We start from the raw sequence: 26462 nt of genomic DNA on the forward strand, positions 1-26462 counted from the left end.
GCGCTGTCAGTTGTCGCGCATATCAGCGAAAAAGAATGAATTGGTCCGGAATACCCTCAGTTCCGCTTTCTGTACCACTGCAAATTTGATGCAGTAAAAAGCGTCGACTGAAGATCCCGCATCACCTTAATCGACGTATCTCTGAGTTTCTCGTATAGTGTCCATTTGATAGGCTTTGGCGTGGCTCCATGGCCTATCTCATTTCGAGTATTTACCAGCATGCTTAGGTTGCTTTCGAGATGCGCGAAACGTTCATGAGGCAACCCTAGTCGAAATAGGTTCTTCCTTAAAACAATGGGCCATAGATTCGATTCAGTGTTTACGACGCTATCCGGAAGATTGACGGGTTTCGCGAGAATGTCGAATGATCGCAATACAAACTCTCGCTCTCTTGCGAGGCGATGTAATGCACTATCATCAGGTGCATCGCTAAAAAGTGTGGATTTTTTTTCGGGATTTTGCAGTGCAAAAAAAACCTCGCGGAGAGATGCGGCGGCGATAGAGGCCTCCACATCCGCGCAATTTAGGCCGTTGGCGTTGATGCAACGTACGTAGCCAAGCAAGGCAAATTTAGTAAAACCTTCAACATGTGCATAGGCCATCAGAACCAATGCACGTAAATATTTTTCTTTATCCTCTTCAGATAAATCTTTGCACCGATTCTGGAGAAATCTAAGTTCCCCTTCTCGCCAAGAACGATCATTCTCTAGCTCTGCATGAAGCTCATCGGAGGTCATTGTTGCAAGGCCTGTGTGAGCTTGGCGGTGACATAAGCTATGCGTTTTTTGAGTAATCCGACGGAATTTTTCCCCCCGCCTTTGGTCATTCCAATGAATTCAGGCTCCTTCTTGATGGCTAACAATGCCTCGCCTAGTTTTGACATCTGTTCAAGGTTGTCAGGGTCCAGATCGGTCAAAAGAGGTTGAATTCCGAGAGTTAGAGACTCAAAGTGATAGATGCCAAATGCATCGGCGAGATCAGTCATTTTTGCATTGAGGCGGGAAAATGAACGATCTCCCATTGATCTCTGAAAAATCAAGAACGTTTTTTCGAAATTTCGCTCTTCGATCTCGTATTCAAAATTCAGATGGTTCTCCGAATTTGAATCTGATACACGTTCCATGAATTCCGTTAAGAAATCGCCTATCTCATGAACGTATGAGTCGAGATCGTTTTTGAATGCGAAGAATCGTAGCACTAGTTCTTGGTCGTACCAGCCCTTGCGTTGTTCTGTTGTTAGGTAGGATGTGGTGATTTTGAAGTCATCATTACCTGCTAAGTATGTAATGAAGTCGTTGAATTTTGGATCAAGCAGTCGAATCGTGCAATTTCGAATTTGTTGTTCTGTCAAAAGCACGCCGCCGGTGTTTAGGCGTTTAAACATGTAGTATTGATACTGCGGGTCACTCCCGTGGCGAACAACTTCCACGCGAACGAAGTATCTTTTTAGGCGGATTTGCAATGAGGTGGGCAGATCGTCAAAGGTAAGGCCATTGAAGGCTGGAACGATGTCGCAATCACTAAGGGTTAGTAACTGCCCCTTTTCTACACCGTTTTCAGGGGCGTCTAATTTGCCTCGAAAGTGCAAATAAGATGAGATCCGCTGTAGGCCATCAATGAGTAAATATTTATTCTCCTCGCTTTCGATCACGTAAATTGGAGGAATTGGCATCTCAAGCAGAAGTGACTCAATAAACCGGGATTGTGTTCCTGTTGTCCACTGGAAAAGTCGTTGGAAATCGGGTTGAATATTTAGCTCATTGGATTCAATCATGTCAACAAGTTCGTTGAATGAGAGGTCCAGACTGGTTGTTGTGAGTCGCTTTTTTTGCTCTTCTATTGCTTGCAGAAGTGCGCTAGGGTTGGCTGCCATTTCTTCCTCTCTTCTATTTGCTACTGTTTGTAAAATGAGATTACCGATTCGGTAGGGCGAAAGCCTTCTGGCTTATATGGCCGGCTGCGGCTATTGATGCTTGATAGCGAGCTACCTAAGGAAAAGTCGTCCCTCTGAAACTGGATTAAACCAAGAATATCGCACATCTCAGAAACTATTTCGGGAAGATCATTGTGAAGATCTTTGTAGGCAGAGTCTTGGACTACAAAAGAGGCTATGCCTTGTGGCTTTAGCACGCGAGCTACTTCAGAGAGGCTTGCTTGTAAAGATGAAAAATACCTAAGATGATTCTTAAGGTAATACGTACTGGAGGCAACTGACTTGTGGGTTTCGATTTTTTCAAGAAAATCGATACATGTCCCTCCCCAAGTTGGCTTTGCAGGAGGGGCGGAACTTGGCACTGTCGTAGTTCCCATCAGATCATGGCGAAGTGTGGTAAACCCGTCATCCTTGAAGTATCCCAGTACAGCCAATTCGGCTGAGGTTGCAACTGCATAGTCGATTCGTGTGCAGTAGGGTGGGGAGGTTAGAATTACATCTATGGAGCAGTCAGGTAGTATTAGCTGTTCGCTATTGCAAATCAATATATCACTTGCAGCGGCGTCGGGCACTATAGGTTCGAGGGAGGCACGGAATTGTCTTTCTACCTCTCTTATGTCGTCTTCAATCAGTTGAAGCACTTTTCCTGGCGTGATTTTTATCTTTTCTGATTCATTCTTTGCGCGCCTAAGCCATGTTGGGTTTGACGTTTTGAATGGTGTTAGCACTTTGCGTAACACCCGAAATAGTGATACGTAAAAAAATGCTGCCAAGTCTGACATTTTATTGACGCGCTGTGGGTCAAGAAAAGTATCTGTGGTTTCGTGAATCAGATGATTTCTGATTGAAAATTCAATTCTTCGAAAGGAGGCTACGCCAGTAGGAGTCAGCCAATCGCGGAGGGGGTCGCCACTGGTATCGGTTTTCCACGATAACTCGCTGGCTTCTACTTTGATTTTGGACCAAATTGGAAGAATGCTGGGTGAAGTCGAATGTCTTAGCATTCTTGCTTTAGCAACTATCACCATAACCGGATTCAGGTCGTATCCAATACTGCGCACGCCAGATCGAGAAGCGGCAAGAGTTGTTGTGCCCGAGCCATTCCATGGATCCAGAACAATGGAGCTACTGTCTAGTGGAATATTTCTGATCAGCTGCTCAGCGAAGCTTAACGAGTAGCCTGCATAGTAGGAGTACGTTTCTCTTCCAGGCAGAGAGCTGTCTGAATATCGTTTGGGACATTCAACGATTAGCAAGGCAATTTTCCTCTTGTCACTGTGCTCAACAATCTTTCAGGCCTGTCGCGCGGTTGGGCACCACATTCCTGTCCACACCGTGGTCCAAGCGGTCGGCCACGAAATAGCCGTGGCGCTCGAATTGAAACTTTTCATCTGCCAGCGCAGCAGCCAGTGAGGGCTCCACAAAGACCGTCTCCACCTTCAGACTGTCGGGGTTCATCGCTTCGATGAAGTCTGTGGCACCCGCATCCAGGTTCGGGTCGGTGAACAGGCGGTCGTAAAGGCGCACTTCGGCCTGCACACCGCTGGCCACACTCATCCATGTGATGGCGGCTTTGGTTTTCATGCGGTCGGCACCAACTGGGCGGACAGGCGCGCTACATCGCGTTCGCGCAGTTGTTTGTAGGCCATGTGTATCGTGACTCCCTTGTATGAGGTGCATGAGCATACTGGTGGTCCAGTTGTCTCGGGCATTTTCGCTGCAGATCAGGCACAAGCAGACTGCGCATCTCCCAAGCCAAGTGAGGAAAAGCACACGCTGTCTGAAACCTACTGAATGTCAGGCGCCCAATTGAGCGAGTCGTCACCGCTCCGCTCATGCGGCGCAATGAACACCAGCAATTCAACCGTATTGCGGTGAGCGTCGTGCTCTGTAGCCACCAGTTGCCGCCCGGCCTCTCCCAAGCGTTGGCGCAGGCTTGGGTCCACTAGCAGCTGTTCAATCCCATCAGCAAGCGCCTGCGGATCTGCAGGCGGCACCAGCCGCCCGGTCTCACCCTCCCGCACCAGTTCCGGAATACCGTCCACAGCAGAAGCGACCACCGGCACACCACTGGCCAGTGCCTCCATGATCACCACGGGCAGCCCTTCAGACAGGCTGGGCACGACCAGCAGATCGGCCTGCCGCAGTGCCTCGGCCACGCCGGCTTCGTCTTTGGTGCCGGCGAAGGTCACTACGGCTTGCAGCGAGAGTGCTGCTGTCTGGCGTTGAAGGGCTTCTCTCTGCGGGCCGTTGCCCACAATCTTCAGGCGCACGTCTGAGCCGCGGGCTTTCAATAGCGCCATGGCGTCCAGCAGGAAGTTGACGCCCTTGCGTTCTTCAAGCCGGCCCACAAAGAGCAGATCGCGGCCCGTGCGCTCAGCGGCGGGTTTCGCTGTGTAGAGGCCAGGGTTCACGCCGCAGCGCACCACCTTGAGCTTGTGCCAATGCGCCTCATCAGAAAACCGCATGGCCTGCTGGCGGCCGAATTCGCTGATGCAGGCCACGAAGTGAGCGCGCGCAATCTTGGCGTCCAGCCGCCAGCGTGGCGCGCTCTGGAAGATCTCCGGGCCGTGCAGGGTCATGCTGAAGGGGATGCTCGTGAGTTCCGCAGCCAGCATGGTCACGGTGCCGCTGGAATCGCCCAGGTGGTTGTGCAGGTGTTTGACATTCTTGGCCCGCAGGTGGGGCGCCAGCAGCATGGCCTCTGCGAAGTAGGCCAGTTGCAGGGCCATGGCGCGTGCGCCGGCCGGGCAGGTGTGGATGGCCAGGCGGGCGGTGGCCGCCAGCCTGCGGGGGTGTCGAAGCGCCTGGGTCAGCGCCTTGATCACATGCGCCGGGCGCTTGGCGGAGGCGAGCAGGCGGAACACGCGCCCGGCCTCTTCATGTTGAAACGGGCCAGAGAGCGCTTGTGGGTCGGGCGAGCGCACGGTCACGGTGATCAGGTCAACGCCCATTTCGCGCAGGGCGCGCACTTCGCGGTCGATGAAGGTTTGCGACAGCCCCGGGTAGCGCCCGGTGACCATGGCAACAGTGCCTTCAAACCGCTGCGGTTCAGGCATAGGGCTGTCTCAGCCTTGCCCAGCGCCGCACGTCGTCGATGTATTTGCTCAGGCGGGAACGGTCCTTGTTGCCGTTGTGGGGCATCAGGCGCGCGCCGTCGCTGGCCCGGCTGCGGTAGAAATTGGGCACGGTGTGCAGGTCTTCCATGTCCAGGTGGAACACTTCGCAGGCGCTCGATGCCTGGGGTGGCACCAGCCAGGTCCAGTCGGCAGAGAGCCGGCGCCCCGCCGCCGATTCGCGCGCGTGAAACTGCATGAATTGGTCGCTGGCGCCGTGGTGGTCAATCATGGAAACACCGGCTGCCTTGAACGAGTGCAGCACGGCGCGGTTGAGTTCGGTGAGGGTGGTGTCTTGCCACAGCGTGTCAGATGCGCCGGCATACAGGCCAAAGCGGCGCGCGATCTCGGGCAACAGGTCGTAGCGGCCGCGGTCAGCCAGGTTGCGCGAGCCGATTTCTGTGCCCATGTAGAAGCCGTTGAAGGGCGCACAAGGGTACTCAATGCCGCCAATGCTCAGGATCATGTCGCTCACCAGCGGCACGGCATACCAGCGCAGGCCCAGCTCGGCCAGGGCGGGATGATCCGGGTGGGTGATGGGCACTTCGCGCACCGCGCCTGCGGGCAGCTCGAACAGGTGCCGCCGTTCGTCACCGTCGCGCAGCATCATCGGCAGATGGTCGAACGGGCCTGGCTGCTCCGGCTGCGCCCAGCCCAGCGAGCGGGCAATGCGGGTGGCTTCAATGGCCTTGCGGTCGCCGATCACATGGCCGTCTTTGGCCAGGTAGCCGGCGTAGCGCACCATCTGCGGGCTTTCAATGTAGCTGGGGCGCACGCCTGGGCGTACGGGTGGGTAGACGGAAATGATCGAGCGGATGCGCCCGTCGCCGGTGGCTTGCTGAAGGTGCTCACACAGGTCGCCAAAGATGGCTGCAGGGTCTGACACATGCCGCCGGTCGCGCACGATGAGGCTGTCCCAGTACAGGCGGCCGATGCAGCGCGCATGGTTGCGCCACGCCACCTTGGCGCCGTAGGTCAGTTCTTCGGGTGTGTGGTCGTAGTGGCCGTCTTTGATCAGCGCACGCCGCACTTCGGCCCAGCGTTTCTGAAAACTGCTGCGCGTGGCCCCCTGGGCCTGTGCGAAAAAGAGTTCCAGAAAAGCTTGGGCCTCGTCCAGGCGGTCCAGCAGCGAGAGGCGGCGCAGGCGGTGGGCGAGCGGCCCCGCGCCCTGCACATGGTCGCGTCTGGCTGCGTGCCTTCGCCAAAAACCGAACATCACATCAGCCCGTCAAACTGACGTGCGGTTTCGCGCAGCGGCTTGCGGTTGATCTCGAACACAGTGGCCAGCGCCCTGGCTTTGGCCCGCCGGTAGGCGCGGTCCACCTCGCGGGTGTCGTACAGGGCCTTGGCGCGACGTGGGTCCAGGCTGGTGAGGTTCAGGGAGGTGGCACCGCCGGCCTTTTCCATCAGGGTCTGGTAGATGGGGGTGTCCAGCGGCACGGTGAAGTCGTTGAAGCGGATGCGCTCGATGTAGGGCGCGTTGGCTTCCAGGAAGTCGGCGGTGGCCTCCATGTCGGCGGCGGTTTCGCCGGGGTAGCCTTTGAACATGGTGCAGCGCACAGACAGGCCGGCTTCATGCGCGTTGCGCACAAACTCGGCGTTCGTTTCCACCGTGCAGCCCTTGCGCATTTCGTCCAGCAGGCGCTGGCTGCCGCTTTCGAGGCCAAAGCTGATGCGCCGCATGCCGCCGGCCGCAGCGGCAAACAGGTCGCGGCGCGACACGCCGTTGTCTTTTCGCTGGTCCACATGCACGGTGCCGATCCACTGGGCGCCGCGCACGTATTTGCGTAGTTCGCGCGAGATGCCGCGAAACATCTCAGGGTTGGAATTGAGCTTCAGGTCCAGGAACATGAAGTCGGTGGTGTTGTAGCGTTCTGCCTGCACCTGGAGTTCAACCAGCACGTTCTCCAGGCTGCGCGTGCGAAAGGTGCGGCCGCTGGCAGAGATCACGTCGCTGCAGAAGGTGCATTTGTCCCACTGGCAGCCGCGCCCGGTCAGCACGGGCACGATGCGGTTGGGGTAACGGTCCCAGGGGAAGTCGTCAAAGTCTGGAAACAGGCAGTCGTCAAGCCGGCGCAGCGGCGGCGCTGCCGGGGTTTTGCGGCCATCAGGGAAGGTGATGCCCACGAAGCGTTCAAGAGGCTTGCCTGAACAGATCGATTCCACCAGTTCCGGCAGGTGGCGCTCCACCTCACCGCCCACCACGGCCGACAAACCGGGCAGGTTTCTCCATTCGTCTGCCACACCGCTGAGGTTGAACATGGGGCCGCCCAGCAGCACCGGCACGCCATGCCTGGCCGCGAGCCGCCCAATGCCTTCCACCGTGTGAAAGTGCTCCAGGTAGGCGGACAGCAAAATGGCGTCAACGCCTTCGGCGAAGGCTTTTTCCATTTCCCGCAAGACCACATCGCGGGGACGCTGGGCGAACCACTCTCTTGGCCAGCGCACCGCGTCGCGCAGCATGCGCACGGCATGGTAGTCAGACAGGCGGACCCGCCGGTGAACATGGTCCCACAGGGTTTCCTGCCGTTCCCGCGCCGCGCTGGGCACGTCGAGCGCAAGCGGGCAGATCACCTTCACGGAAAAGCCCCCCGCCCGCAGCGAAGCCGCCAGAATACCCACCGCCAGGGTGGGGAAGCTGGTGAAGCGATTGAGGTCCACCAGCAGCACGCGCCGGTGCGGGGTGGGCGGCCGGACCGCCGCCTGCAATGGGCGCGGTTCGGCAGACGGAGTGCCGAGCCCGGTTTCGATGGAGCGATGAATCTTCATGCTTTTTTGAATACTCCCTGTGGGCGGTGCGCAGAAGCGGCACGTGCCTTCCGCTGAAAACGCTTGTGGCATTGCGAGAATCTCGCCCACCTGTCTGCCGGATCATGCGCTTGCGCCCCCTCTGATCCAGGCTGGATTGTTTCATGCCATCAGTGCCCCGCAACGCGCCACCCACCCAGGCTGGGGAAGTGTCAGGTGGATGGCATCGCAGCCAAGGGGAAACTGCGGGCACCATCGCGCAATCTACCGCACTGGCACCTTGATACGCAGGGCGAGCGGGAACAGCAAGTTCGCCGCGCACTTCTTGGCAAATGGCAAGACCCCGCTGTCTGAACCCGGCCGGATGGGTGTGGACGGTGGGTTCAAACCACCGGGTTGCTGATCTTTCCGGTTTTCCAGCTCTGGGTGGGCAGCTTCAGGCCTTGTGCAGCCAGTTGCTTGCGGGCGTGCGCGGCGGCCTGTTTGAGCGCGAGATCAATGCGGGCTTGTTCGCTCATGGCCCGGGTCGGCTTGTTGGTATTCACTGTGCGACGGACTGAAGCAGAAGCCATTTCTCAGGATCTTTCACAGATGTGCGTCGGGGAGTCCCGGCCGCGATGGTTTCCATGCGACCGCCCGCATTATCCAGCACCGACCAGCGATCAGAAAGCGGCAAATACAACTCAAACAGATTGCTCAAGCTGCGCTGGAAGCGGCGATGAATATCGTCTGTCGGAATGCTGTGCCCGCCTTGCTTCACCCTGAGTGCCACTCGTTGAACCGCCAGATCGGAGGTGGGCAGCGTCGCGTAAAACAAGACCACCTGATAACCGCTGGCCTTGCAGTCGCGCAGGAACTTCGCGAAGGTGCGGCTCGACAGCGTGCTCTCGAACGCGAAGCTGCTGCCCGATTGCGCCAACTCGTGCAAGCGCCGCAGCATGATGCGGCCCGCCTCGAACGACACCGTCTCGGGCGCATACGCCGACAGCCCTACAGCGATCTGGTCGGCGTTCACGAATTCCAGCACGCCCAGAGCGCCTTTGAGCAAAAACGGTGCAGCAGTCGACTTGCCGGCACCGTTCGGGCCGGCAATGACCACCACAGTCGGCTTTTTGGGTGGGGCGCTCAAGTTCATTCTGAGAGAGTCTACCGATCAGCGTCGTCCAGGCGGGCAGACGCTTGTGACCGCTCTGCCACGATCCGGCTCACCCGCGACACCTACAAATCCAGCGCCCGCGCAATCTCAGACAGGCTCATGTGCGAATACCGGTGTGCCGCCACGATGGCCTCGTCGCGGCTTGGCAGTTCGGCCAACCAGTCCTGCAGCGTTTTGGGGCTCGCGCGCTGCAATACCAGATAGGGTTCCTGCCGAAATCAATTCCGCCATCGTGCATGAACCATAATGCGATGCCTGCCAAAGGCAATAGCAGGCAGGCCAATCTTTTGATAATTCTGGTGGTAATCACAATGCCCCTGTTTTTTTTTTTTTGGCGGTATTGGGGGTGCGGGTTCTTCAGGGGCGACTAATTCTCATCTCTTCAGGGCGGAAGAAGGCAGGGCCTGAACCAATACCGACATTACCACTTCACTCAAAAAAGACTCGGCGCCAATGGATATCCCGGAGGCTGTGAAGCTATATCTTGAATTGGGAAGCCCTCATCTCTTCGCAGAATATAAATGTATCCATTTCCATCTACCTGCGCCCTAATCACATCATCTCTATCAACATAGACCGGATCAAGGATGCTGCGCCCAGCATCCGACATCACCTGGGGTCCGTGCAACGAGCGAAAATATTTCCAAACAACAAATCCTTGGTGAATTTCAAAACTAGGATGCCCTAATAATATTCTCTTTAATTGTTGTGGTGCAATATTGAATTTCTGAGCGCCGATGCTAACAACCAATGGCGATTCAGAGTTGTTAAATAAATCAACACTCAACCCTTTGCTGCAGGCAGAGCACGAAATCAAAACAACCAAAAATAAAAGTTTTAGCATCCTGACCACGATTAACGCCCCTCTACTTTCCAAGGACCCAAACCTCGCTCAGGACCCCATGCTAAAGGGTTGCCGTCATAAGTGAGTTCGGCTTTTATAAACGATATCCCCATTGCCGTAGCATGAGCTGGGAGGTACAGCGGGCTTTGTTGCACAAACTCCGCCCAACGACCTGAGAGGCTCAGTACATGACTGAACCCAAGGGCCGCTACAAGAGCACCAATTGGGCCGAGTACAACGCCGCGCTCAAGGCCAGAGGGTCGCTGACGATCTGGCTGGACAAAGGCACGTACGAGGGCGAATCATATCGAGCGGGTGGATATGGCTTGCATCGATGGTGCCCTGGGGCTTGCGAGCGTGCAGTAGTTCTCACTCACCATCCATTTCATCCCCCAAATGTTCCGGCAAGTAACAGCGAAAGCCGCCTTTCATCCCACATCCTTGGCATGATGCGCCCACAACACCAACCACACAGGGGATGACAGACGATGGCGGTGCTGATACCAGCCTTGGGCAGTTGTGTGGCCCGCATGACCCCTGGCGAACGGCGGGTGGCCGAGCGGCTGGAACAGAAGCTGGATGCCGACTACCTGCTCTGGTACGACGTGGCCGTGGGCCCCAAGCACCAGCACCCGGATTTTGTGGTCATGCACCCGCGCCGGGGCATCCTGATTCTGGAGGTCAAAGACTTCCGGATCACCGCGAACCATTCCACCATCATCAGCGCCAACAAACAGACCTGGGACATCCACGGCGAGCTTGGCCCCAAGACCATTGCCAACCCGCTGGAGCAGGCCCGGCAGTACGCGCACCAGGTGGTGAACGCGCTGGAGCGCGACCCGCAGCTGGTGCAGCCTGAAGGCAGGCACAAAGGCAAGCTGGCCTTCCCCTGGAGCTACGGCGTGGTGCTGCCCAACATCACCCGCGCGCAGTTTGACAAGGCTGAACTTGGCCACGCCATTGAACCGCACCGCGTGGTCTGCCAGGACGAGATGCTGGAGGCGGTGGAGCCCGAGGCGCTGCAAAGCCGGCTGTGGGACATGTTCCCCTTCATGATGGGCGGCGTCATGTCGCTGCCGCAGATGGACCGGGTGCGCTGGATCATGTTCCCCGAGGTGCGGGTGCCCGTGACCGGGGAGCTGTTTGACGATGCTGACGAAGCTGCCGAACTGCCCAGCATCATGCGCGTGATGGACCTGCAGCAAGAGCAGCTGGCACGCAGCCTGGGCGAGGGGCACCGCGTGATCCACGGCGTGGCCGGTTCGGGCAAGACCATGCTGCTGGGCTACCGCGCCGAACACCTTGCGAAGGCGCAGACGGCCGCTAGCAAACCCATCCTCATCCTCTGCTACAACGAACCGCTGGCCCGGCAGCTCGCCCGCGTGATGGCTACCAAAGGCATTGCTGACCGCGTGCACGCCGTGCACTTCCACAAATGGTGCCGCGACCAACTGGTGGCCTACGGGCAAAGCCTGCCGCCGCAGAACCTGCCTAAAGACATGTTCTTTGAAGACATGGTCCAGCGCGTCATCACTGGCGTGGACCGCCGCCAGATCCCCAGTGGGCAATACCAGGCCGTGCTGATTGACGAAGGCCACGACTTCGCGCCCGAATGGCTGCGCCTGGTGGTGCAGATGGTGGACCCCGCCACCAACAGCCTGCTCGTGCTGTACGACGACGCGCAGAGCATCTACGAACGCACGCAGAAAAAGAACTTCAGCTTCAAGAGCGTGGGCATTCAGGCGCAGGGGCGCACCAGAATCTTGCAGATCAACTACCGCAACACGCGGCAGATATTGCAGACCGCCAGCCTGGTGGCGGCCGACCTGCTGACCGCCGAAGACAAGGACGACGACGGCGTGCCCCTGCTCAAGCCCGTGAGCTGCGGGCGCGACGGCGAGGCGCCGCTCATCATCCGCCTGCCCACCCTGCGCGAAGAGGTGGCCCAGGTGGCCGAGCTGCTGGGCACCGCCCACCGCGAAGGCCACGCCTGGGCCGACATGGCCATCCTCTGCCGCCACCACAGCGAAATGGACATGTGTGCCGAATTCCTGCGCAAACGCAAGCTGCCGCACCAGCTGCGTCGGAACTCATCCAGCGTGTTCGACCCCGCGCACGACAGCATCAAGGTGATGACGCTGCACGTCAGCAAAGGGCTGGAGTTTCCGGTGGTGGCGCTGGTCGGCGCCGGGCGCATGCCCGCCGAGGGCGAAGACGAGCGCGAGGAGGCGCGACTGTTCTATGTGGGGGCTACGCGGGCGACGCAGCGGTTGGTGATTGGGGCAAGTGGGAACGGGAAGTTTGCAGCGTGCCTTTAGGCAAAAGGCAAGACCTGACCCCACTGCCACGCCGGCCACATGCTCGCCCTGGGCGAAGACGAGCGCGAAGAAGCCAAGCTGTTCTACGTGGGCGCCACGCGGGCAACCCACAGGCTGATCATTGGGTTGGGTGGCGAAGGGCAGTTTGCGGCGAGATTCGCCGCATATGTATTGAAAAGTGGCGGCGTCTTCCTAATTACTAATGTGCTGGAGAAGAAATGAATTTTGTTTCGGGGTTGCTTAATGGAATTTTGCTTGACAATATTTTGGCAAATAATATGGAGAATTGCAGTCGTGTCAGGGTTTCCATTGCATATGCTGATGGGAAGAATATGCGGTTGCTTGAAGCGTGTAAAAAGCAATCGAGGCCCCTGGAATTTTATGGGCGCTACGATCACTCTGTCGCAATATCACCTACTGTGCTGAAGTGGTTTTTGGACCAAGCTTCGCCGAACTATCAGTGTAAATTAATACCAGACATATTTCATTCAAAAGTTATTTGGTGGGTAGAGTCTGGTGCATATTTTGGTTCTGCAAATCTATCAGATCGTGCTTGGATGACCAATATAGAGGCTGGTACTTACCTAACCCATGAAGAACTCGTGCATAACGGAATTGATTTACAGTTGGAGCAGTATTTTGACCAGATCGATAATCGATCATCTCCCTTGAGCAAAGAAATATATACTGAGCAATTGATGCTTGCTAAGAGGCGGATCGAAGTAGAGTCGATAGATGAAAGGCTAAGGCGAGAATTTGAGGAAAAGAGAATAATTCCAGCGGCGCAGAATTTGGCAGCGATTGACCAGCGCAAAGCATCTGACCAAAGATTTAATTCCTTTAAATCTGAATGGAATGCCACTTTGCAGATCATGCGTGATATTGGATCAAGAGTGTCGAAGGAAGGTATACGTCCAAATTGGGTTGTATCCGATGTGCCATCATCCGTGCAGGCTGATCAATTTTTGCACGCCTACTACTACCTTCAAGTTCGGGATGGAAATAGCCATCCTTTTGAGGAGTTCTATTCCAAAAACTCACCTAACCCTGAAATGGCGTTAAACGAAGTAACCAAGTGGTGGACTCAATCAGACTTCGAGCACGAGGCAGAGCGGCAACATATGCATGAATGGGCACCCAGAGTCCGCGATCTTTGTGCACGGGATCGTATTTTGAACCTTAGTTTGGACGAATTTTCTGAGTTGCTATCGTTGATTCATGCTGTGCGGGATCATGCAAGCAAGCTTGGTGCTGAAATGATCGGACTTGGTGTAGGGAAAACCAACATCGATGATCGAATTCGCGCATTTGCAGAGTGGATTTGGAAGCAGCGATCGAAATCTGGAAAGACTGTCCTGGAAATGTTTTTCTACGTAATTTGGGGTAAAGGTGGGTTCGAAACGGAGGACATCACGCAACGACTTTGGAATGGGCATGGAAGCGAAGAGTGGGCCATACCACATATTGGGCTAAGCACGCTTGGTGAATTGGTGGGATGGGCTAGGCCGGACGATTTCCCACCGAGAAATGGTAGAACGAGCAAAGCACTAAAGGCTTTGGGGTATCGAGTCCGAACGGCTCTCTAAATACATGATATTGAGCTCGGACAAGATGGACGTTTGCGATAGGGCGTCGAAGCAGCGCGGTCTTCCGCGCCAGCTGCGCAAAGCCTCAGGCACTTTCGGCCAGGCCGCCGACACCATCAAGATGATGACCCTGTATACCCGCAACGGGCTGGAGTTCCTGGTGGTGGCGTTGGTCGGCGCCGGGCGCATGCCCACCGAGGGCAAAGAGGAACACGAGGAAGCGAGGCTGTTCTATGTGGGGGCTACGCGGGCGACGCAGCGGTTGGTGACTGAGGCGAGTGGGGGCGGGAAGTTCGCTGCGCGGCTATAGGCAGTAGGAAATACTGGTCCCCGACGTGTTGCGGTTATGGAGTTTTTGCAACCTTGCCTACGGAGTTGCAGAGAGGTTCGTGATCGCTAAGGTTTGTGGTTAACACGTGAGAGCCGGGCGGGCATCGCACAGCAAAGTACGCATCGCCCAAGCCCCTGCAACGTTTCCTCGGAAATTCTATGGCTCCCAGTTTGAGTAGCTCCTTTAGAGCTTTTCTTCGACTGCTTGTTTCAACTTTTTCGTTTGCACTTCCATCTGGTCGAAGAAAGTCAACCATTTTCTGAAGCTCAATTTTCTTCTCGATCATATACTTCGCAGCAGCGCACCTAACTCCAGGCGTGCATCCAAATCTACCCGTCGACGGTTTGATTGCTCCTGTGGTTTGATCAATTTCCAAGTCTTGAATGTTAAAGCACGATAGAGGGTCGACTGGAATAAACTCTTTTGCTCTAGTGGCTCGACTCCAGAGTCGTTGTGCCTTTAAGGCAAGCTCTGAACACATCTCATCTTTCACAGTTTCATAAATCGGTCCAGAGGTGGAGATGGTGACGTTCAATGCCTTGAATAGAGATTTTTGAAACTCTTGTAAGGGGGCTTCTCTATTTCGTCCGCTCTGAGGAGGGAGGGATAGTATTGCTGCTAGTGCTTCCGCAGGATTCTCGCTGGTAGCAATTCTTTGTTGCAATGAACACAATCGATGTAGTACACCAGCAGACATTTCTCTATACGCATAGTGAGGGACTTCTGCCGGACGGTTGTCAATCGCATGCGTGAGCGCCTTCTTTGCAACTAGTGGATCCTTTTCGGCAACCTTTACTAGTATGGTTGTGTCAATGTAGCAGCTCATTAATTGTCACCGCCAGCAAAGGCATTGCTCTCGGGCTGGGTTGTAATGGATCTCTTGTCTTGGGTGGACAATGCATTTACGATTTCATCCACAAGGGGATTGTTGCCGTCCCATCCATGATCTTCAAGGGTATCTGCTAGGTCTGCGGCTGTTGCTAAGCTAATTGTTGGGTTGTCGGCCAAGCGCCGAATCACAACAATCATCGCTTGGACCGATTGCTGGCTGAGTTGGGTTGCATCTGCTTTGTGAATTGCCTTTCTGCAGTATATGCAGATGCCTCTTAGCGCGGAATTAAAGGAAGAGAACTGTTCTGCGCGCTTGATTTTTGCGCCAGCTGAGCCGAGTGCAGCCCAAGCAGTGTGGAAGTCGGGTTCGAGAATCAGGTCTGAAACCTCTTCCATATCGATGATGGCTTCCCTCAGTGATGAGGTTGCTTGCGCGGCGCTAACTCCACTCGATTCGTCAAAAAAATGGGGATACAAGTCCCTATCTGTAAGTGGTGCAACTGCTTCTTGAGGGTTTGGTGTGCTGTTGGTGGGTTCAATGCCGCTGGTTGAGCTGGTTTCAATAAAACTGTTTGAATCCCCGATAACAGCGGTGGCCGTTCCTGGTTCATTGTCGGACTTGATAATAATGGTGTGAGTCATTGTGCCAGCCCAATCAGTTGAGGGAGATCCCTTCTAATGAGGTGGGCTGTGCCTTTAAGCCATTCAGTCACCTTGAATGCCTCGGCTGGAATGGCCTGTTTGGTGTATCTGTCAATGTCAATCGATAAGGTGTGTTTTGTGTGCTTTCGATCTAAATCCGGCATTGCTCCGCGAGTGTCGATATCCACTGTAGTTGAGTTTTGGTAGACGCGGACTGTAGTCCCAGATCGTTTGTCTCCTAGAATGTATCTAACATCAAATGAATTTTGATTGTCGGTTGTTTCGATGTTGAATACTTTTTTTGTGGGAAGGTTGACTAGGCCGAGGTCGAGAATGGCTTCATTTGCGAGTTCTGGTGTTTCGTACTTTTTTTCGTAAATGACTCTACAGCCTAAGCGAGTGTATTCATCAATTTCAAGAATGCGATTCCACTGTTGAAAGGTTTGTGATATCGCCTCTGCGTGTTGTTCAAAACTCTTGGGTTGCCGAAAGACAATGTGCGAGGTGCCCAGACCGGTGAGAACTCTAAGACCGCTAGATTCGAGTGCCACTTCGCCAGGTTCAGCCTTCTTAAGTATGGTGCCCGGCCAAATTTTGGATATTGTTTTTGTGCAACTGCCGGCTGCATCCCACATTGCATAGGCATTCTCGTAACGCGCTTCTATTGTTATTGACGCAATTTTGAAGTCATCTAATGTCATCGCATTGCCTCAGAGATTGGTGGTTTAGGGTTAAAGGAGCGAGGGCCGGAAATTGCTTCTGTGGAGAGCGGATTTTGCTGCAGTGGTCAAAGAGTCATTTTCCCCAACTATCCTTCAACCCCGTCACTCGGTTGAACACGACTTTGCCGCCCACGCCGTGATCGACCCGGTCTGCCACAAAGTAGCCAAACCGCTCGAACTGGAACTTCTCGTCCGGCTTAGCAGCGGCCAGTGAAGGTTCCACATAGGCTGTCACCACCTTCAGGCTGTTGGGGTTCAGGGCTTCAATGAAATCCTTGCCCCCTGCGTCCGGCTGCGGGTCGCTGAACAGGCGGTCGTACAGCCGCACTTCGGCCTGCACGCCACTGGCCACGCTCACCCAGGTGATGGCGGCTTTGGCTTTCACGCTGTCGGCGCCGGGGGTGCCGCTCTTGGTGCCGGGGATCACTTTGGCATGCACTTCGGTCACGGTGCCGCTCACGTCTTTGGCGCAGCCGGTGCATTCGATGACGTAGCCGCCCTTGAGGCGCACCACGTTCCCAGGAAACAGGCGCTTGTAGCCCTTGGGTGGCACTTCTTCAAAGTCTTCGCGTTCGATCCACACCTGCTTGCCGATCTTGAACACGCGGTCGGGGGGTGGGGTCTGGCCTTCGGCAATCGCGCTGTGGGGCAGGGCGGGCTGGGTGCAGTCTTCGGTGTAGTCGTCAGCGCCAAAGGCCTCGGCCCAGTTGGTGAGCACCAGCTTGACCGGGTCCAGCACGGCCATGCCGCGGTGGGCCTTGTTTTCCAGGTCTTCGCGCAGGCAGCCTTCCAGGGTGCTGTAGTCGATCCAGGAATCGCTTTTGGTCACGCCAATGCGTTCGGCAAAGAGCTGAATGCTCTCTGGTGTGTAGCCACGCCGGCGCAGGCCCACGATGGTGGGCATGCGGGGGTCATCCCAGCCGCTCACCTTGTGGTCGTACACCAGTTGCGCCAGCTTGCGCTTGCTGGTGATCACGTAGGTGAGGTTCAGGCGGGCGAATTCGTACTGCCGCGGGGGCGGGGCTTTGAGCAGGCCACCTTCGGTCAAGCGCTCCAGAAGCCAGTCGTAAAACGGGCGCTGGTCTTCGAATTCCAGCGTGCAGAAGCTGTGGGTGATCTGCTCCAGCGCGTCTTCAATGGGGTGCGCGTAGGTGTACATGGGGTAGATGCACCACTTGTCGCCGGTGTTGTGGTGCGTGGCGCGGCGGATGCGGTAGATGGCCGGGTCGCGCATGTTGATGTTGGGGCTGGCCATGTCGATCTTGGCGCGCAGCACCATGGAGCCGTCTTCGTGCTGGCCGTCGCGCATTTCGCGGAAGCGGGCCAGGTTCTCTTCTGGCGTGCGGCTGCGAAAAGGGCTGTCCACACCGGGCTTGCCAAAGTCGCCGCGGTTGATGCGCATTTGCTCGGCGGTCTGTTCGTCCACATAGGCATGGCCGGCTTCAATCAGGTGTTCCGCTGCGCGGTACATGAAGTCGAAGTAGTCGCTGGCCTGGTAGAGGTGGGTTTCGGCTTTGCCGCTCACCGACGATTCCCAGTTGAAGCCCAGCCACTTCACCGCGTCGATGATGCTGTTGACGTATTCGGTGTCTTCTTTTTCCGGGTTGGTGTCGTCAAAGCGCAGGTGGCACACGCCGCCGTAGTCGCGCGCCAGGCCAAAGTTCAGGCAGATGCTCTTGGCGTGGCCCACGTGCAGGTAGCCGTTGGGTTCGGGCGGGAAGCGGGTGCGGATGCGCGCCGGGTCGGGCTGGCCGGCTTCGTGGTGGGCGGCGTCGCCTGGGCTGCCACCCCAGCGGCGCTGGCTGTAGGTGCCTTGTTCCAGGTCTTTTTCGATCACCTGGCGCAGGAAGTTGCTGACTTTGTGCTCAGCGGCGTCACCGGCGCTGGCGGGCGCGGCCGAATCGTTGTTTTTGGGGGAGGAGGCAGGGGGTTTGGAGCTCATCCGCTCATTCTAGGGCGGTGCTGGTGTGTGGCCTCTGTTCTGCGGCCTTGCAGGTCGGTGGTACGGTGGCGTATCGCCCTTGGCGCCCTCAGATCACCAGGGCACGCTCTTCCAGCTGGCGGTGTTCGGCGGCGGTGTCGCGGTGCAGGGCCTGCTGGTCTACCTGCGCCATCTGGCGGAGGGATTCCTTTGCTGGCGTGTTGGCCGCGACGTGGGCGTTCAGTTCGCCTTCCTTGATGCAAATGCCGTCGTACTGCGCAAAACGCATCTGCCCCTGCTCCACATGGAAATGCGTGATGCCGCTCAGGCCCTGCTGGCGCGCGGCACAGGCCAAGGCGTGCACGGTGTTGTCCATGCCTGAGTCCCACGGCAGTTGGTGGCGCTGGGCGGTTTCGCGGACGTGGTGTTCGCTGTCCTGGATGAGGCGCTGGCTTTGGGGGGAGAGATGGGGTGGGTGATCGGCGCCCGGTGGTTTCTCTGGCTTTGTGGCCTGCGGGAGGTCTGGTGTGGCTTCAGGGTCGGGGTGGCGTTGAAGGGCTTCCTGCAGGTAGCCTTTGTCGATTGCGGTTTGCCAGGCGGCGGCGAGGGCTTGGCGTTCGGCGAGGCCGATAGGCGTTTTGCCCGGCCTGCCAGTATTGATGATGGAGCCGGCGATTTGAACGTCGGTGCTGGCATCTTTTTGGGGTTGAACTCTGTCTTTCCAGTAACGGATCGCGATGTCTTCAGCGTGCGTCTCCACCGAAGCAAGATGCGGCTCGCTGATCAAATCCAGGCCGAGCTTCTTTCCATAGGCCGAGTAGTTTGAGCGCCCCGTGAGCTGGATATAGCCGCGTCCCCGAAACTGATAGCCATCGCCCGGTTCTGTGTTGCCGAGCGCCTTGCGCCCCATTGCGCCGCCATACAACTGCTCTCCTATGGCCTTTTGTCTCTCATGTGGATCAGCGATGCTGGCTATTGCTTGAGCTTTTTCGGGGGTTAGCCCATTGCGGTCGCCAAATGCGGCGGAGAGACGCTCGGCGCTGTAGTTCAGGTTTTCTTCAAGTCGTTTGAAGTTCGCGCTTTCGTGCTGCACCTGTCCCATGAAGTTGGAGAGTTCCTTTGGGTCGGTGATACCTGAGCGAAAGGCGCTGACGAGCATGGACTCAGCACGCTGCTGTTGTTGCGCGCTGTTGAGATGTGGAATGGTGAGGGCAGTCATGGCCGGATTCAGCTGGCATTACCGTGTTGGTGTATTGCCGAGCAGGGCGTCTCGCTCTTCTTCGTCCACGATCTGAAGAAGGGTGGTGCTGAGGTGGTCTCGATGCTTCACTTGTTTGCAGAGTGAATCACCATGGTCCGGCGGAAGGGACCACCCTGGCGGGAGGTTGTCCCGGGTCGCACTGACGGGCATTTCCACGTTTTCATTGACATAGAAGAAATCGCCCTTGGCCGTCGCCACGACCAAGTATGGCCAAGCGGCCATCGTCACACCAGTGAACATGTGCTTCTTGTACTCGCGAGCGTCTGCTGGGTAAGTCTTGCGCTCCAGCCCTTGTGCGTTGATGAGTGCGAGGTAGGCGTAGCCAGGGTTTTCAATCGGCTTGCCCTTGAAGTCGTTGAACCCGGGTGAAGCGCACAGCGACAGCACCTGTCCGCCCTGCAGCTCGCAACTGAAACCCACGGTTTCAGTGGGTTGACAAGCATGGGTGAGTTGTGCTGCGTTGGGGGATGCAATTGGTTGGGTGGACTGCTGCGCGCAGGCCTGCAAGGCCAGTGTGCCGAGCAGCAGGAGGGCAGGGCGAAAGAGGGATTGGCGGGATACAGGCATGAGGTACGGGTGTCTGGCTACTGCGGAAGTGCGGCGGATTCTAGGAGCGGGTCGAGGGCATTGCCCATCGAGCCTGTCAGGTTTGACAGGCAGCCGCGCCGGTCATTCTTCACGCAAAAGCAGCAAACATGGCCCCTGCACGTACCAGACGTCGAAGCGCGGTTACCGCAGCGCCGGATTTCCGGTATCTTCACTGGCCAACGGCCTGTTGAATCAGGTTCTCCAACTTCCCCAGACCATGAGCCCGGACAACCCCGAAACCTTGTCAATGGAAGACAGCCACTGGGACGAGACCCAGCTGGAAGACGTGTTCATTCCGTCGGTGCGGGTACAGCTGGGTTGGAGCGACGTGGAGGCGGCGGTGGAGCGTGGGGCGATCGTGCCGGCGGCGGCGCATGCGCTGTGGGCGACCTGGGCCGCGCCTGGCGCCGCCACCCGCCTGCGGGCCGAAGCTTCGTTTGCGGCGGCCGCGCTGGACTCCCGCCCAGCCGAGCTCATGCGGTTTCGCGCAACGGGCAAAGCCCCCCGTTCCTGGCTGCTGCAGAAGCTGTACTCGCCCTATGGGCTGGTGGCCGCTGCGCTGGTGGGCGGTGTGATCACCATTCTGGGTTTGCTCATCTTTTCCTGAGGCGCGTTGCCTTCGGGTCGCCAGCTCGCCATGTGTTCATGGGTGATGGCACGAGAGCCAAGAGCCCTGGCCAGAGACCTTCCGGTTCCAGCCGCTTGGATCACGGCCGCTCCTGGTGCCAGTCGGTGTCGCCTGTGCGGTGGCTCTGGCGTTCCAGATCTTTCTGCATCTGCTTTTCAAACTGCTCACGCGACTCGCGCACACGCTGGATCAGGTCGTCTTCGTTGTGTCTGGACTCGCGTGCGGCCTTGACGAAGCTCTCTGAGTAGCGGCGGAAGTCGTCTGCCATCTGCCGCGCATGGAAGGCATCAAAACCCAGGGCCTGCAAGGTGGCGCGCCCACTGCGCAGTGAACTCTCGAACATTTCGCGTTGCACGTGATGCACGTCGGCTTCCTGCAGTTCCATGGCGTGCACGGCATCGCGTGCGCGGGCCACAATCTTCAGGTGCGGCCATTGCCCCTGCAGCGTTTCCACCAGCCGATTGACCTGGGCCGCATCGTCAATGGCCACCACCACCACCTTGGCGTTGGCCACACCAGCGGCGGCCAGCAGGTCTGGCTGAGTGGCGTCGCCAAAATACACCTGAAAACCAAAACGGCGTGCGCTGTCCACGGTGTCGGCGTCGTGGTCGATCACGGTGGGTTTGAGGCCAGCGCCCAGCAGCAGGCGCGCCACGATCTGGCCGTAGCGACCAAAGCCGGCCAGCAGCACGGCGGGCTTGTCGTCTTCAATGGTGTCTGCTGCGCGGTCGCTGCCTTCAGGGCGGGCGTAGCGATCAAAGGCCATGAGCAGCAGCGGCGTGATGGGCATGGACAGCGCTGCGATCAGGGTGAGCAGGGCAGCGTCTTCGGCCGGCAGCACGCGCGCGGCCTGTGCGGTGGCCAGGATCACGAAGGCAAACTCGCCCACCTGGCCCAGCAGAATGGCCAGCTGCGAACGCGACGGGCCGTGCAGGTCCACCAGGGGCAGCACCAGCCACACGCCCACCAGCTTCAGCACGGTGATGATGACCAGGCCCGCCACCACCTGGACGGGAGATGACAGGAACAGATCCAGCTGCATGCCCATGCCCACGGCAATGAAGAACAGGCCCAGCAGCAGGCCCTTGAAGGGCAGGATGTCGTTCTCCAGCGCGTGGCGGTAGGGCGAGCTGGCCAGCAGCACGCCGGCAATGAAGGCGCCCAGGCCCATGGACAGGCCCACCGCCTGCATGAGCGCGGCCACGCCCAGCACCAGCAACAGTGCAAAGCCGGTGAACAGCTCGCGCACCGGCAACCCGGCAATGAAGCGCATCACCGGGTAGGCTACAAAGCGTCCGAACACCACCACGCCGGCGATGGCACCCAGCTGCATCAGCGGGCCCAGCCAGCCGCTGGCGTGGGCAGAAGGGCTCACCGGAGTCGGCGTGCCCAGCGTGCTGCCCAGCAGCGCCGCCAGGGCCAGCAGCGGAATGGCGGCGATGTCTTCGAACAGCAGCATGGCAAAGCCTTTTTGCCCGATGGGCCGCGCCATGAGGTTGCGTTCCTGCAGCAGCGGCACAGCAATGGCGGTGCTGGACAGCGCCATTGCCAGGCTACCAATGAGCGCGGCCTGCCAGGTCCAGCCCATGGCAAAACCCAGCGGCATCAGCAGCAGCGTGCAGGCCCCCAGCTGCAGCGCCCCACCGCCGAACACCGCGCTGCGCATGGCCCACAGCCGCTGGGGTTCCAGCGCCAGGCCGATGACGAACAGCATCAGCACCACGCCCAGTTCAGACACCTGCAGGATGGTGGCCGGGTCGGACACCAGCCCGAACCCCACCGGACCCAGCAGCACACCGGCCAGCAGGTAACCCAGCACCGAACCCAGGTTCAGGCGGACCGCCAGCGGCACCAGAATGAGCGCGGCCAGCAGAAAGAGAATGGCCTGATTCATGGCTGTGCCTCAGGTGAGGGCCGTGCGGGCATTTGGGCCAGGTGATGATTCAAGCGCTGCACGACTTCCGCACGCGCGTCGTCGATCTGCTGTGTGCTGCAGCTGTGCCCGCCGTGCACCACAAAGGGCGGCAACCAATGCATGCCGCAGAAGCGCGCCGTGTGTTCAATGGGCGCCACGTAGTCGGCGAACGGGCGCATGTGTGCACCACCCGGGGCATAGGTGGCTTCGGCGCCGCCTGCACTGGCCACCCACCAGACGGTTTTGCCACGCAGCGCCTGTGCGCCATGACCATAGGCCCAGCCGTGGGTGAGGACCTGGTCAAACCAGTGCTTCATCAGTGCAGGCACGCTGTACCAGTGCACCGGCGCCAGCCAGATGATCAGGTCAGCGCGGCTGAGCGCTTCCTGTTCGGCCGCCACGTCGATGTCGAAATCCGGATAAAGCGTGTAGAGCGAGCGCAGGGCGGTGTGGTCCAGCGGGGCCAGTGCGTCGAAGAGCGCCTGGGTGACGACGGAATGGCCCGGGCGGGGGTGGGCGTGGATGACCAGGGTGGTGGGCATGGGGGCGGTGAAGAGGTTGAGCGGGAACGCCCGCACGATAGCACCTGCCTTGCCCACCGGCCTGGCGTGCACATGGTGTTTTCCGATGCCCCAAATGGAGAGCCGGGCGACGGGGAACGACCCCCGAGCCCGGCTCGATGCCGGCCAGCGCCTTTGTATGGGCCTGACCTGTGCGCGGTGGCGGCCGCGCCGCATGGCGCGCTCGCCTTGAAACTTTATCGGCAGGTCAGTACGTCAACTTTAACTGCAACACGGCGGTGGTACCGCTCACTTCGTTGCCCACCAGCAGCAGGGGGTTCCCGTTGGGTGAATCGTGGGCGGGGATGAAGGCCAGGCCTTCAGGGCCGAGGTCGCCCGCTGTGTCCAGTACGGTGGACGGATCTTCGGTGGTCCAGTCTTCACGGGTGTTCAGGTAGTCCATGCGCACCGGCGCTTGGGGGTCGGTGATGTCGTACACCAGCACCCCGCCCATGCGCTCCAGGCCCACGAAGGCGAAGGTTTTCTTGCCGATGGTGCCGACGGTGACGCCCTCGGGTTCGGGGCCTTTGTTGTCGCTGCGGTTGTCCAGCGTGCTGCCTTCTTCGTGGTTGGCGTTGAAGAAGGTCTTGCAGGGAATGTTGCGCTGGGTGCCGGCCATGCATTCGTCGCTGGCCAGGAATTTTTCGATGTCGGCGCCAGAGTCCCAAACCTGCTCGCCTTTTTCATTCCAGATCGAAACCGAACGGCCACCGTAGGCGTAGAGGTGGTCGTACATCAGGCGGTTGCCGGCAGGGTCTTGCAGGCCGCTGGCGTTGAACAGAATGGGGTTGCCCATGGTGTCGCGGCGGTAACCTTCGGTCCAGGTGATATTCAAGCGGCCCAGGTGGTTGTCTGCGCGGCAGTCGCCAGGGTTGCCGGCCACGGCGCCGCAGTAGGCGAAGGTGGACGGATTGAGCAGGCCGCCAGCGGCCAGTGCGTTCAATTGCGGCGGCAGGTCGTCGCCCGCGCGGCCGCCCCAGCCGTTGCGGTTGATGAGGTGCTTGACGCGGAATTCCTCAACAAAGCCCTGGCTGGCGTCGCCTGCCCAATAGGCATCGTTGCCTTCACCCCAGGCGCGCGCGTCGCCTTCGTTGGCGCTGACGATGTAGGTCTGCTTGCCCACGCTGTAGGTGGCGATGGCGTCGGGCATGTACAGGCCGCGCACGCCCGGCCAGGTGCGGATGTCGGCCCGCAGGTCGGTGTCGGACGCATCGAGCTCGTTGCCCTTGAGGCCATGGTCTTTTTGGCCCAGTGCCACGATGCGCTGCACTTGGGCCTTCTTGATGTCGAGAATGGCAAAGGCGTTGTTCTCCTGCAGAGCCACCCAGGCGGTCTTACCGTCAGGCGACACGGCGATGTACTCGGGTTCGAAGTCCTGTGCGGCGCTGGCGCCCGGACCAAAGATGCGCACGCCCTGGGCCCGCAGGGTGGTTTCCTGGCCGTTGAAGGCCGCGAAGCTGGCGGTTCGCACGGTGGGCTTGGCGGGTTTCTTGACATCAATGATGCTGATCGAGCCTTCCGGGTCGATCTGGTAGTCGTCACTGGGCTCGCCTTCGTTGGCCACCAGCACGGTCTTGCCGTCGGGCGTGAAGACGAGCATGTCGGGCAGGGCGCCCACTTCCACATGGCTGATCAGCTTCAGGTCGTGGGCGCGGTACAGGGCCACGCGGCCGTTGTCGGTTTTGGGGCTGGCTTCGATGGCCACGGCCACCAGGCCGTCATGCACCGCCACGCTGTTGACCACCGAACCGGCCAGAATGCCGTTGGTGTCGATCTCACCGATCTTCACCGGGTCGGACGGCACGCTCAGGTCAAGCACGTCCACTCTGCCGGCGGCGGCGTTGACCACGAAGGCGCGCTGCGATGCGGCGTCAAACGCCGGAATTTCTGCCGCGCTCACGCCGAACAAGCCCGTGCTGTAGCCGCCGATCTTCTCCAGCTTCACGCCCACCGGTGTGGCCTTGCCGTCTTGCGGCGGAGGCGTTTCCCCGCCACCGCAGGCCACCAGAGCGGCCGCGGCGATGAGCGAGGCGGTGAAAAGGCGTGTGCGGGAAGGCTTCAGCGGTCGGTTCATGGATCGGTCTTGCGGGTTGGGGATACCCGTGTTGTAGTGACCGATCGTGACGCTGGTGTGGCAGAGCCGTGATGCTTCCCTGGCTCATTGCCCGAAACGTGGGCCGTTTTTCAGAAACTCCGCTTCCTCGGCAGTGGTTTCGCGCCCCATGGCCGCGTTGCGATAGGGAAACCGGCCATAGGCGGCCACGATGTCGCGGTGCGCCTGCGCGAACTTCAGGTTGCCGTTCAGGGTTTCGCGCAGGTCGCGCGGGGCGTTTTCTGCCAGTTCGGTGAAATGCGCCACACACGCTTCTTGCAGGGCCAGGTGTTCGGCGTGCATCAAGGGCATGTAGAGGAACACGCGTGCCACACGGGGCAAGGTCTTGTCTTCGTCTTGCGCGAGCGTGCGCAGGACCAGTTGCTGGGCGCGGGCGTCGCCGTCAAACGCCTGGGCCTTGCCGCGGTGCACGTTGCGGGTGAACTGGTCGAGCACGATGATGAGCGCCAGCCGGGTATCGAGGGCCGTTTCCCATTCGGTGAGCCCGCCGGCCAAGGCTTCTTCAACCAGGTGCCCGAATTGCTGGGTGATGAGCTGGTCCTGGGCGGCGCCGCCGCCAAACCAGAGGTCGTTGCGGCTCTGCGCTGGCCAGTCGCTTTTTAATGCATCACCCAGCCAGAAGCTGAGCACGGCGTCAGATGGGTTTTCAGAGGCGGGAGCAGGGTTTGAGGTCATATGGATGGCGGGCTGAAGGTGTAACAATGGCGGTCTGTTTACGTTTTGCAACGTCTTTGACGAAGCATGCGGTACAGGTTACCGGGGAATTGTCTGTAATACGTTCACGGGTCTCACGAAAGCCCCGCAACCAGGAGCCCACCATGAACAGCCTGACTTTGAACAAACCCTGGAGCCGCACGTCGGCCTGGGCCCGAGCCCTGACACTGGCCGCTCTGGCAGCAGGGGCCTGGGCTTTGTCGACCACCCAGGCGTATGCGCGCGATGTGCATTTTTCCGTAGGCGTGCATGCCCCCGGCATCAGTATTGGGGCTTCCAATCACCCGCCGGTGTATTACTCGCCGCCGCCGGTGTATTACTCACCTCCCCCAGTCTATTACGCGCCGCCTCCCGTGTACTACGCACCACCCCCGGTGTACCGTGGCGTGCGTCCTGTCGTGGTAACGCCTCCACCGATCTACTACGAACGCCCGAGCAACCGCCGGCACTGGGACGAGCGCCGCCATCGCCACGACCGTGACGACCGGCGCCGCCACGGCCACGACCATGGCTACGGCTACGGCTACCGCTAAAC

26 protein-coding genes and 2 pseudogenes are annotated in these 26462 nt (G+C 58.7%); 7 read left to right on the forward strand and 21 right to left on the reverse strand.

The features are described from left to right. Positions 1 to 56 precede the first annotated feature (56 nt). The 11 genes and pseudogenes from J2W49_RS17330 to J2W49_RS17380 all read right to left on the reverse strand — a co-directional run bounded on the left by J2W49_RS17330 (position 57) and on the right by J2W49_RS17380 (position 9779). The gene (locus tag J2W49_RS17330) at positions 57 to 737 is read right to left on the reverse strand and encodes an MAE_28990/MAE_18760 family HEPN-like nuclease (protein ID WP_310319030.1); all 681 of its coding nucleotides are present in this window, start codon (positions 735 to 737) and stop codon (positions 57 to 59) included. After that, a complete protein-coding gene (locus tag J2W49_RS17335; RefSeq protein ID WP_310319033.1) occupies positions 734 to 1873 on the reverse strand; it encodes a DUF262 domain-containing protein in 1140 nt (379 codons plus the stop codon). Before J2W49_RS17335 ends, J2W49_RS17330 begins: the two co-directional genes overlap by 4 nt. A gap of 20 nt (positions 1874 to 1893) precedes the next feature. Continuing rightward, the gene (locus J2W49_RS17340) at positions 1894 to 3189 is read right to left on the reverse strand and encodes a DNA methyltransferase (RefSeq protein ID WP_310319036.1); all 1296 of its coding nucleotides are present in this window, start codon (positions 3187 to 3189) and stop codon (positions 1894 to 1896) included. A gap of 25 nt (positions 3190 to 3214) precedes the next feature. Beyond that, positions 3215 to 3529 (reverse strand): annotated as a pseudogene (locus J2W49_RS17345) (glutamine--tRNA ligase); the annotation flags it as partial. A gap of 191 nt (positions 3530 to 3720) precedes the next feature. Then, the gene (locus J2W49_RS17350) at positions 3721 to 4992 is read right to left on the reverse strand and encodes a glycosyltransferase (RefSeq protein ID WP_310319042.1); all 1272 of its coding nucleotides are present in this window, start codon (positions 4990 to 4992) and stop codon (positions 3721 to 3723) included. Beyond that, entirely contained in the window at positions 4985 to 6265 is a 1281-nt protein-coding gene (locus tag J2W49_RS17355) for a nitric oxide synthase oxygenase (protein ID WP_310319183.1), read from the reverse strand. The genes J2W49_RS17350 and J2W49_RS17355 overlap by 8 nt, the downstream gene beginning before the upstream one ends. Then, positions 6265 to 7818 carry a B12-binding domain-containing radical SAM protein gene (locus J2W49_RS17360; RefSeq protein ID WP_310319045.1) on the reverse strand — a complete coding sequence of 518 codons (1554 nt, stop codon included), beginning with the start codon at positions 7816 to 7818 and terminating at the stop codon, positions 6265 to 6267. Before J2W49_RS17360 ends, J2W49_RS17355 begins: the two co-directional genes overlap by 1 nt. Before the next feature lie 362 nt (positions 7819 to 8180). Next, positions 8181 to 8315, reverse strand: a complete 135-nt coding sequence (locus tag J2W49_RS17365; protein ID WP_310319048.1) for a hypothetical protein — start codon at positions 8313 to 8315, stop codon at positions 8181 to 8183. Between the two features lie 23 nt (positions 8316 to 8338). Beyond that, positions 8339 to 8926, reverse strand: coding sequence for an ATPase (locus J2W49_RS17370; RefSeq protein WP_310319051.1), 588 nt, complete (start codon positions 8924 to 8926; stop codon positions 8339 to 8341). Between the two features lie 89 nt (positions 8927 to 9015). Next, entirely contained in the window at positions 9016 to 9147 is a 132-nt protein-coding gene (locus tag J2W49_RS17375) for a sigma factor-like helix-turn-helix DNA-binding protein (protein WP_310319054.1), read from the reverse strand. Between the two features lie 239 nt (positions 9148 to 9386). Next, complete coding sequence (locus J2W49_RS17380; protein ID WP_310319059.1) at positions 9387 to 9779, reverse strand: hypothetical protein; 393 nt, start codon at positions 9777 to 9779, stop codon at positions 9387 to 9389. Between the two features lie 206 nt (positions 9780 to 9985). Here J2W49_RS17380 and J2W49_RS17385 point away from each other — a divergent pair. The 5 genes and pseudogenes from J2W49_RS17385 to J2W49_RS17405 form a co-directional block, all read left to right on the forward strand. Continuing rightward, positions 9986 to 10081, forward strand: a pseudogene (locus J2W49_RS17385) (IS5/IS1182 family transposase); the annotation flags it as partial. A 204-nt stretch (positions 10082 to 10285) separates the two neighbouring features. Then, positions 10286 to 12115: a 3'-5' exonuclease gene (locus J2W49_RS17390; RefSeq protein ID WP_310319060.1), complete on the forward strand. Its 1830-nt coding sequence runs from the start codon at positions 10286 to 10288 to the stop codon at positions 12113 to 12115. Between the two features lie 39 nt (positions 12116 to 12154). After that, the gene (locus tag J2W49_RS17395; protein ID WP_310319063.1) at positions 12155 to 12337 is read left to right on the forward strand and encodes a hypothetical protein; all 183 of its coding nucleotides are present in this window, start codon (positions 12155 to 12157) and stop codon (positions 12335 to 12337) included. Then, a complete protein-coding gene (locus tag J2W49_RS25795; protein WP_310319067.1) occupies positions 12334 to 13701 on the forward strand; it encodes a phospholipase in 1368 nt (455 codons plus the stop codon). The genes J2W49_RS17395 and J2W49_RS25795 overlap by 4 nt, the downstream gene beginning before the upstream one ends. Before the next feature lie 25 nt (positions 13702 to 13726). Then, positions 13727 to 14011, forward strand: coding sequence for a 3'-5' exonuclease (locus J2W49_RS17405; protein ID WP_310319070.1), 285 nt, complete (start codon positions 13727 to 13729; stop codon positions 14009 to 14011). A 34-nt stretch (positions 14012 to 14045) separates the two neighbouring features. On the opposite strand, the gene J2W49_RS17410 is transcribed toward J2W49_RS17405, so the two are convergent. From J2W49_RS17410 to J2W49_RS17435, 6 genes are all read right to left on the reverse strand, one after another. Further along, on the reverse strand, positions 14046 to 14858 hold the full coding sequence (locus J2W49_RS17410; protein ID WP_310319072.1) for a hypothetical protein: 813 nt from the start codon (positions 14856 to 14858) through the stop codon (positions 14046 to 14048). Next, positions 14858 to 15505: a hypothetical protein gene (locus J2W49_RS17415; protein WP_310319074.1), complete on the reverse strand. Its 648-nt coding sequence runs from the start codon at positions 15503 to 15505 to the stop codon at positions 14858 to 14860. Before J2W49_RS17415 ends, J2W49_RS17410 begins: the two co-directional genes overlap by 1 nt. Further along, a complete protein-coding gene (locus tag J2W49_RS17420; RefSeq protein ID WP_310319078.1) occupies positions 15502 to 16206 on the reverse strand; it encodes a hypothetical protein in 705 nt (234 codons plus the stop codon). Before J2W49_RS17420 ends, J2W49_RS17415 begins: the two co-directional genes overlap by 4 nt. Before the next feature lie 94 nt (positions 16207 to 16300). Continuing rightward, positions 16301 to 18169, reverse strand: a complete 1869-nt coding sequence (locus J2W49_RS17425) for a glutamine--tRNA ligase/YqeY domain fusion protein (RefSeq protein WP_310319081.1) — start codon at positions 18167 to 18169, stop codon at positions 16301 to 16303. Between the two features lie 88 nt (positions 18170 to 18257). Next, complete coding sequence (locus J2W49_RS17430) at positions 18258 to 19367, reverse strand: glycoside hydrolase family 19 protein (RefSeq protein WP_310319084.1); 1110 nt, start codon at positions 19365 to 19367, stop codon at positions 18258 to 18260. Positions 19368 to 19385: 18 nt separating this feature from the next. Then, a complete protein-coding gene (locus tag J2W49_RS17435) occupies positions 19386 to 19976 on the reverse strand; it encodes a hypothetical protein (RefSeq protein ID WP_310319088.1) in 591 nt (196 codons plus the stop codon). Positions 19977 to 20214: 238 nt separating this feature from the next. Here J2W49_RS17435 and J2W49_RS17440 point away from each other — a divergent pair, with 238 nt between their 5' ends. After that, positions 20215 to 20604 carry a hypothetical protein gene (locus J2W49_RS17440; protein ID WP_310319091.1) on the forward strand — a complete coding sequence of 130 codons (390 nt, stop codon included), beginning with the start codon at positions 20215 to 20217 and terminating at the stop codon, positions 20602 to 20604. A 100-nt stretch (positions 20605 to 20704) separates the two neighbouring features. On the opposite strand, the gene J2W49_RS17445 is transcribed toward J2W49_RS17440, so the two are convergent. From J2W49_RS17445 to J2W49_RS17460, 4 genes are all read right to left on the reverse strand, one after another. Further along, complete coding sequence (locus J2W49_RS17445) at positions 20705 to 22519, reverse strand: monovalent cation:proton antiporter-2 (CPA2) family protein (protein ID WP_310319094.1); 1815 nt, start codon at positions 22517 to 22519, stop codon at positions 20705 to 20707. Then, the gene (gene kefF / locus J2W49_RS17450) at positions 22516 to 23082 is read right to left on the reverse strand and encodes a glutathione-regulated potassium-efflux system oxidoreductase KefF (RefSeq protein ID WP_310319097.1); all 567 of its coding nucleotides are present in this window, start codon (positions 23080 to 23082) and stop codon (positions 22516 to 22518) included. Before kefF ends, J2W49_RS17445 begins: the two co-directional genes overlap by 4 nt. Positions 23083 to 23308: 226 nt before the next feature. Beyond that, positions 23309 to 25174, reverse strand: a complete 1866-nt coding sequence (locus J2W49_RS17455; RefSeq protein ID WP_310319099.1) for a choice-of-anchor I family protein — start codon at positions 25172 to 25174, stop codon at positions 23309 to 23311. Between the two features lie 84 nt (positions 25175 to 25258). Beyond that, positions 25259 to 25888 (reverse strand): DUF924 family protein, encoded by a 630-nt coding sequence (locus J2W49_RS17460; RefSeq protein ID WP_310319103.1) that lies wholly within the window; start codon positions 25886 to 25888, stop codon positions 25259 to 25261. Positions 25889 to 26031: 143 nt separating this feature from the next. Between J2W49_RS17460 and J2W49_RS17465 the strand changes: the two genes are divergently transcribed. Next, positions 26032 to 26460 (forward strand): hypothetical protein, encoded by a 429-nt coding sequence (locus J2W49_RS17465; RefSeq protein WP_310319105.1) that lies wholly within the window; start codon positions 26032 to 26034, stop codon positions 26458 to 26460. Positions 26461 to 26462 lie beyond the last annotated feature (2 nt).

Source organism: Hydrogenophaga palleronii, assembly GCF_031457455.1.
Classification (GTDB): domain Bacteria; phylum Pseudomonadota; class Gammaproteobacteria; order Burkholderiales; family Burkholderiaceae_C; genus Hydrogenophaga; species Hydrogenophaga palleronii_A.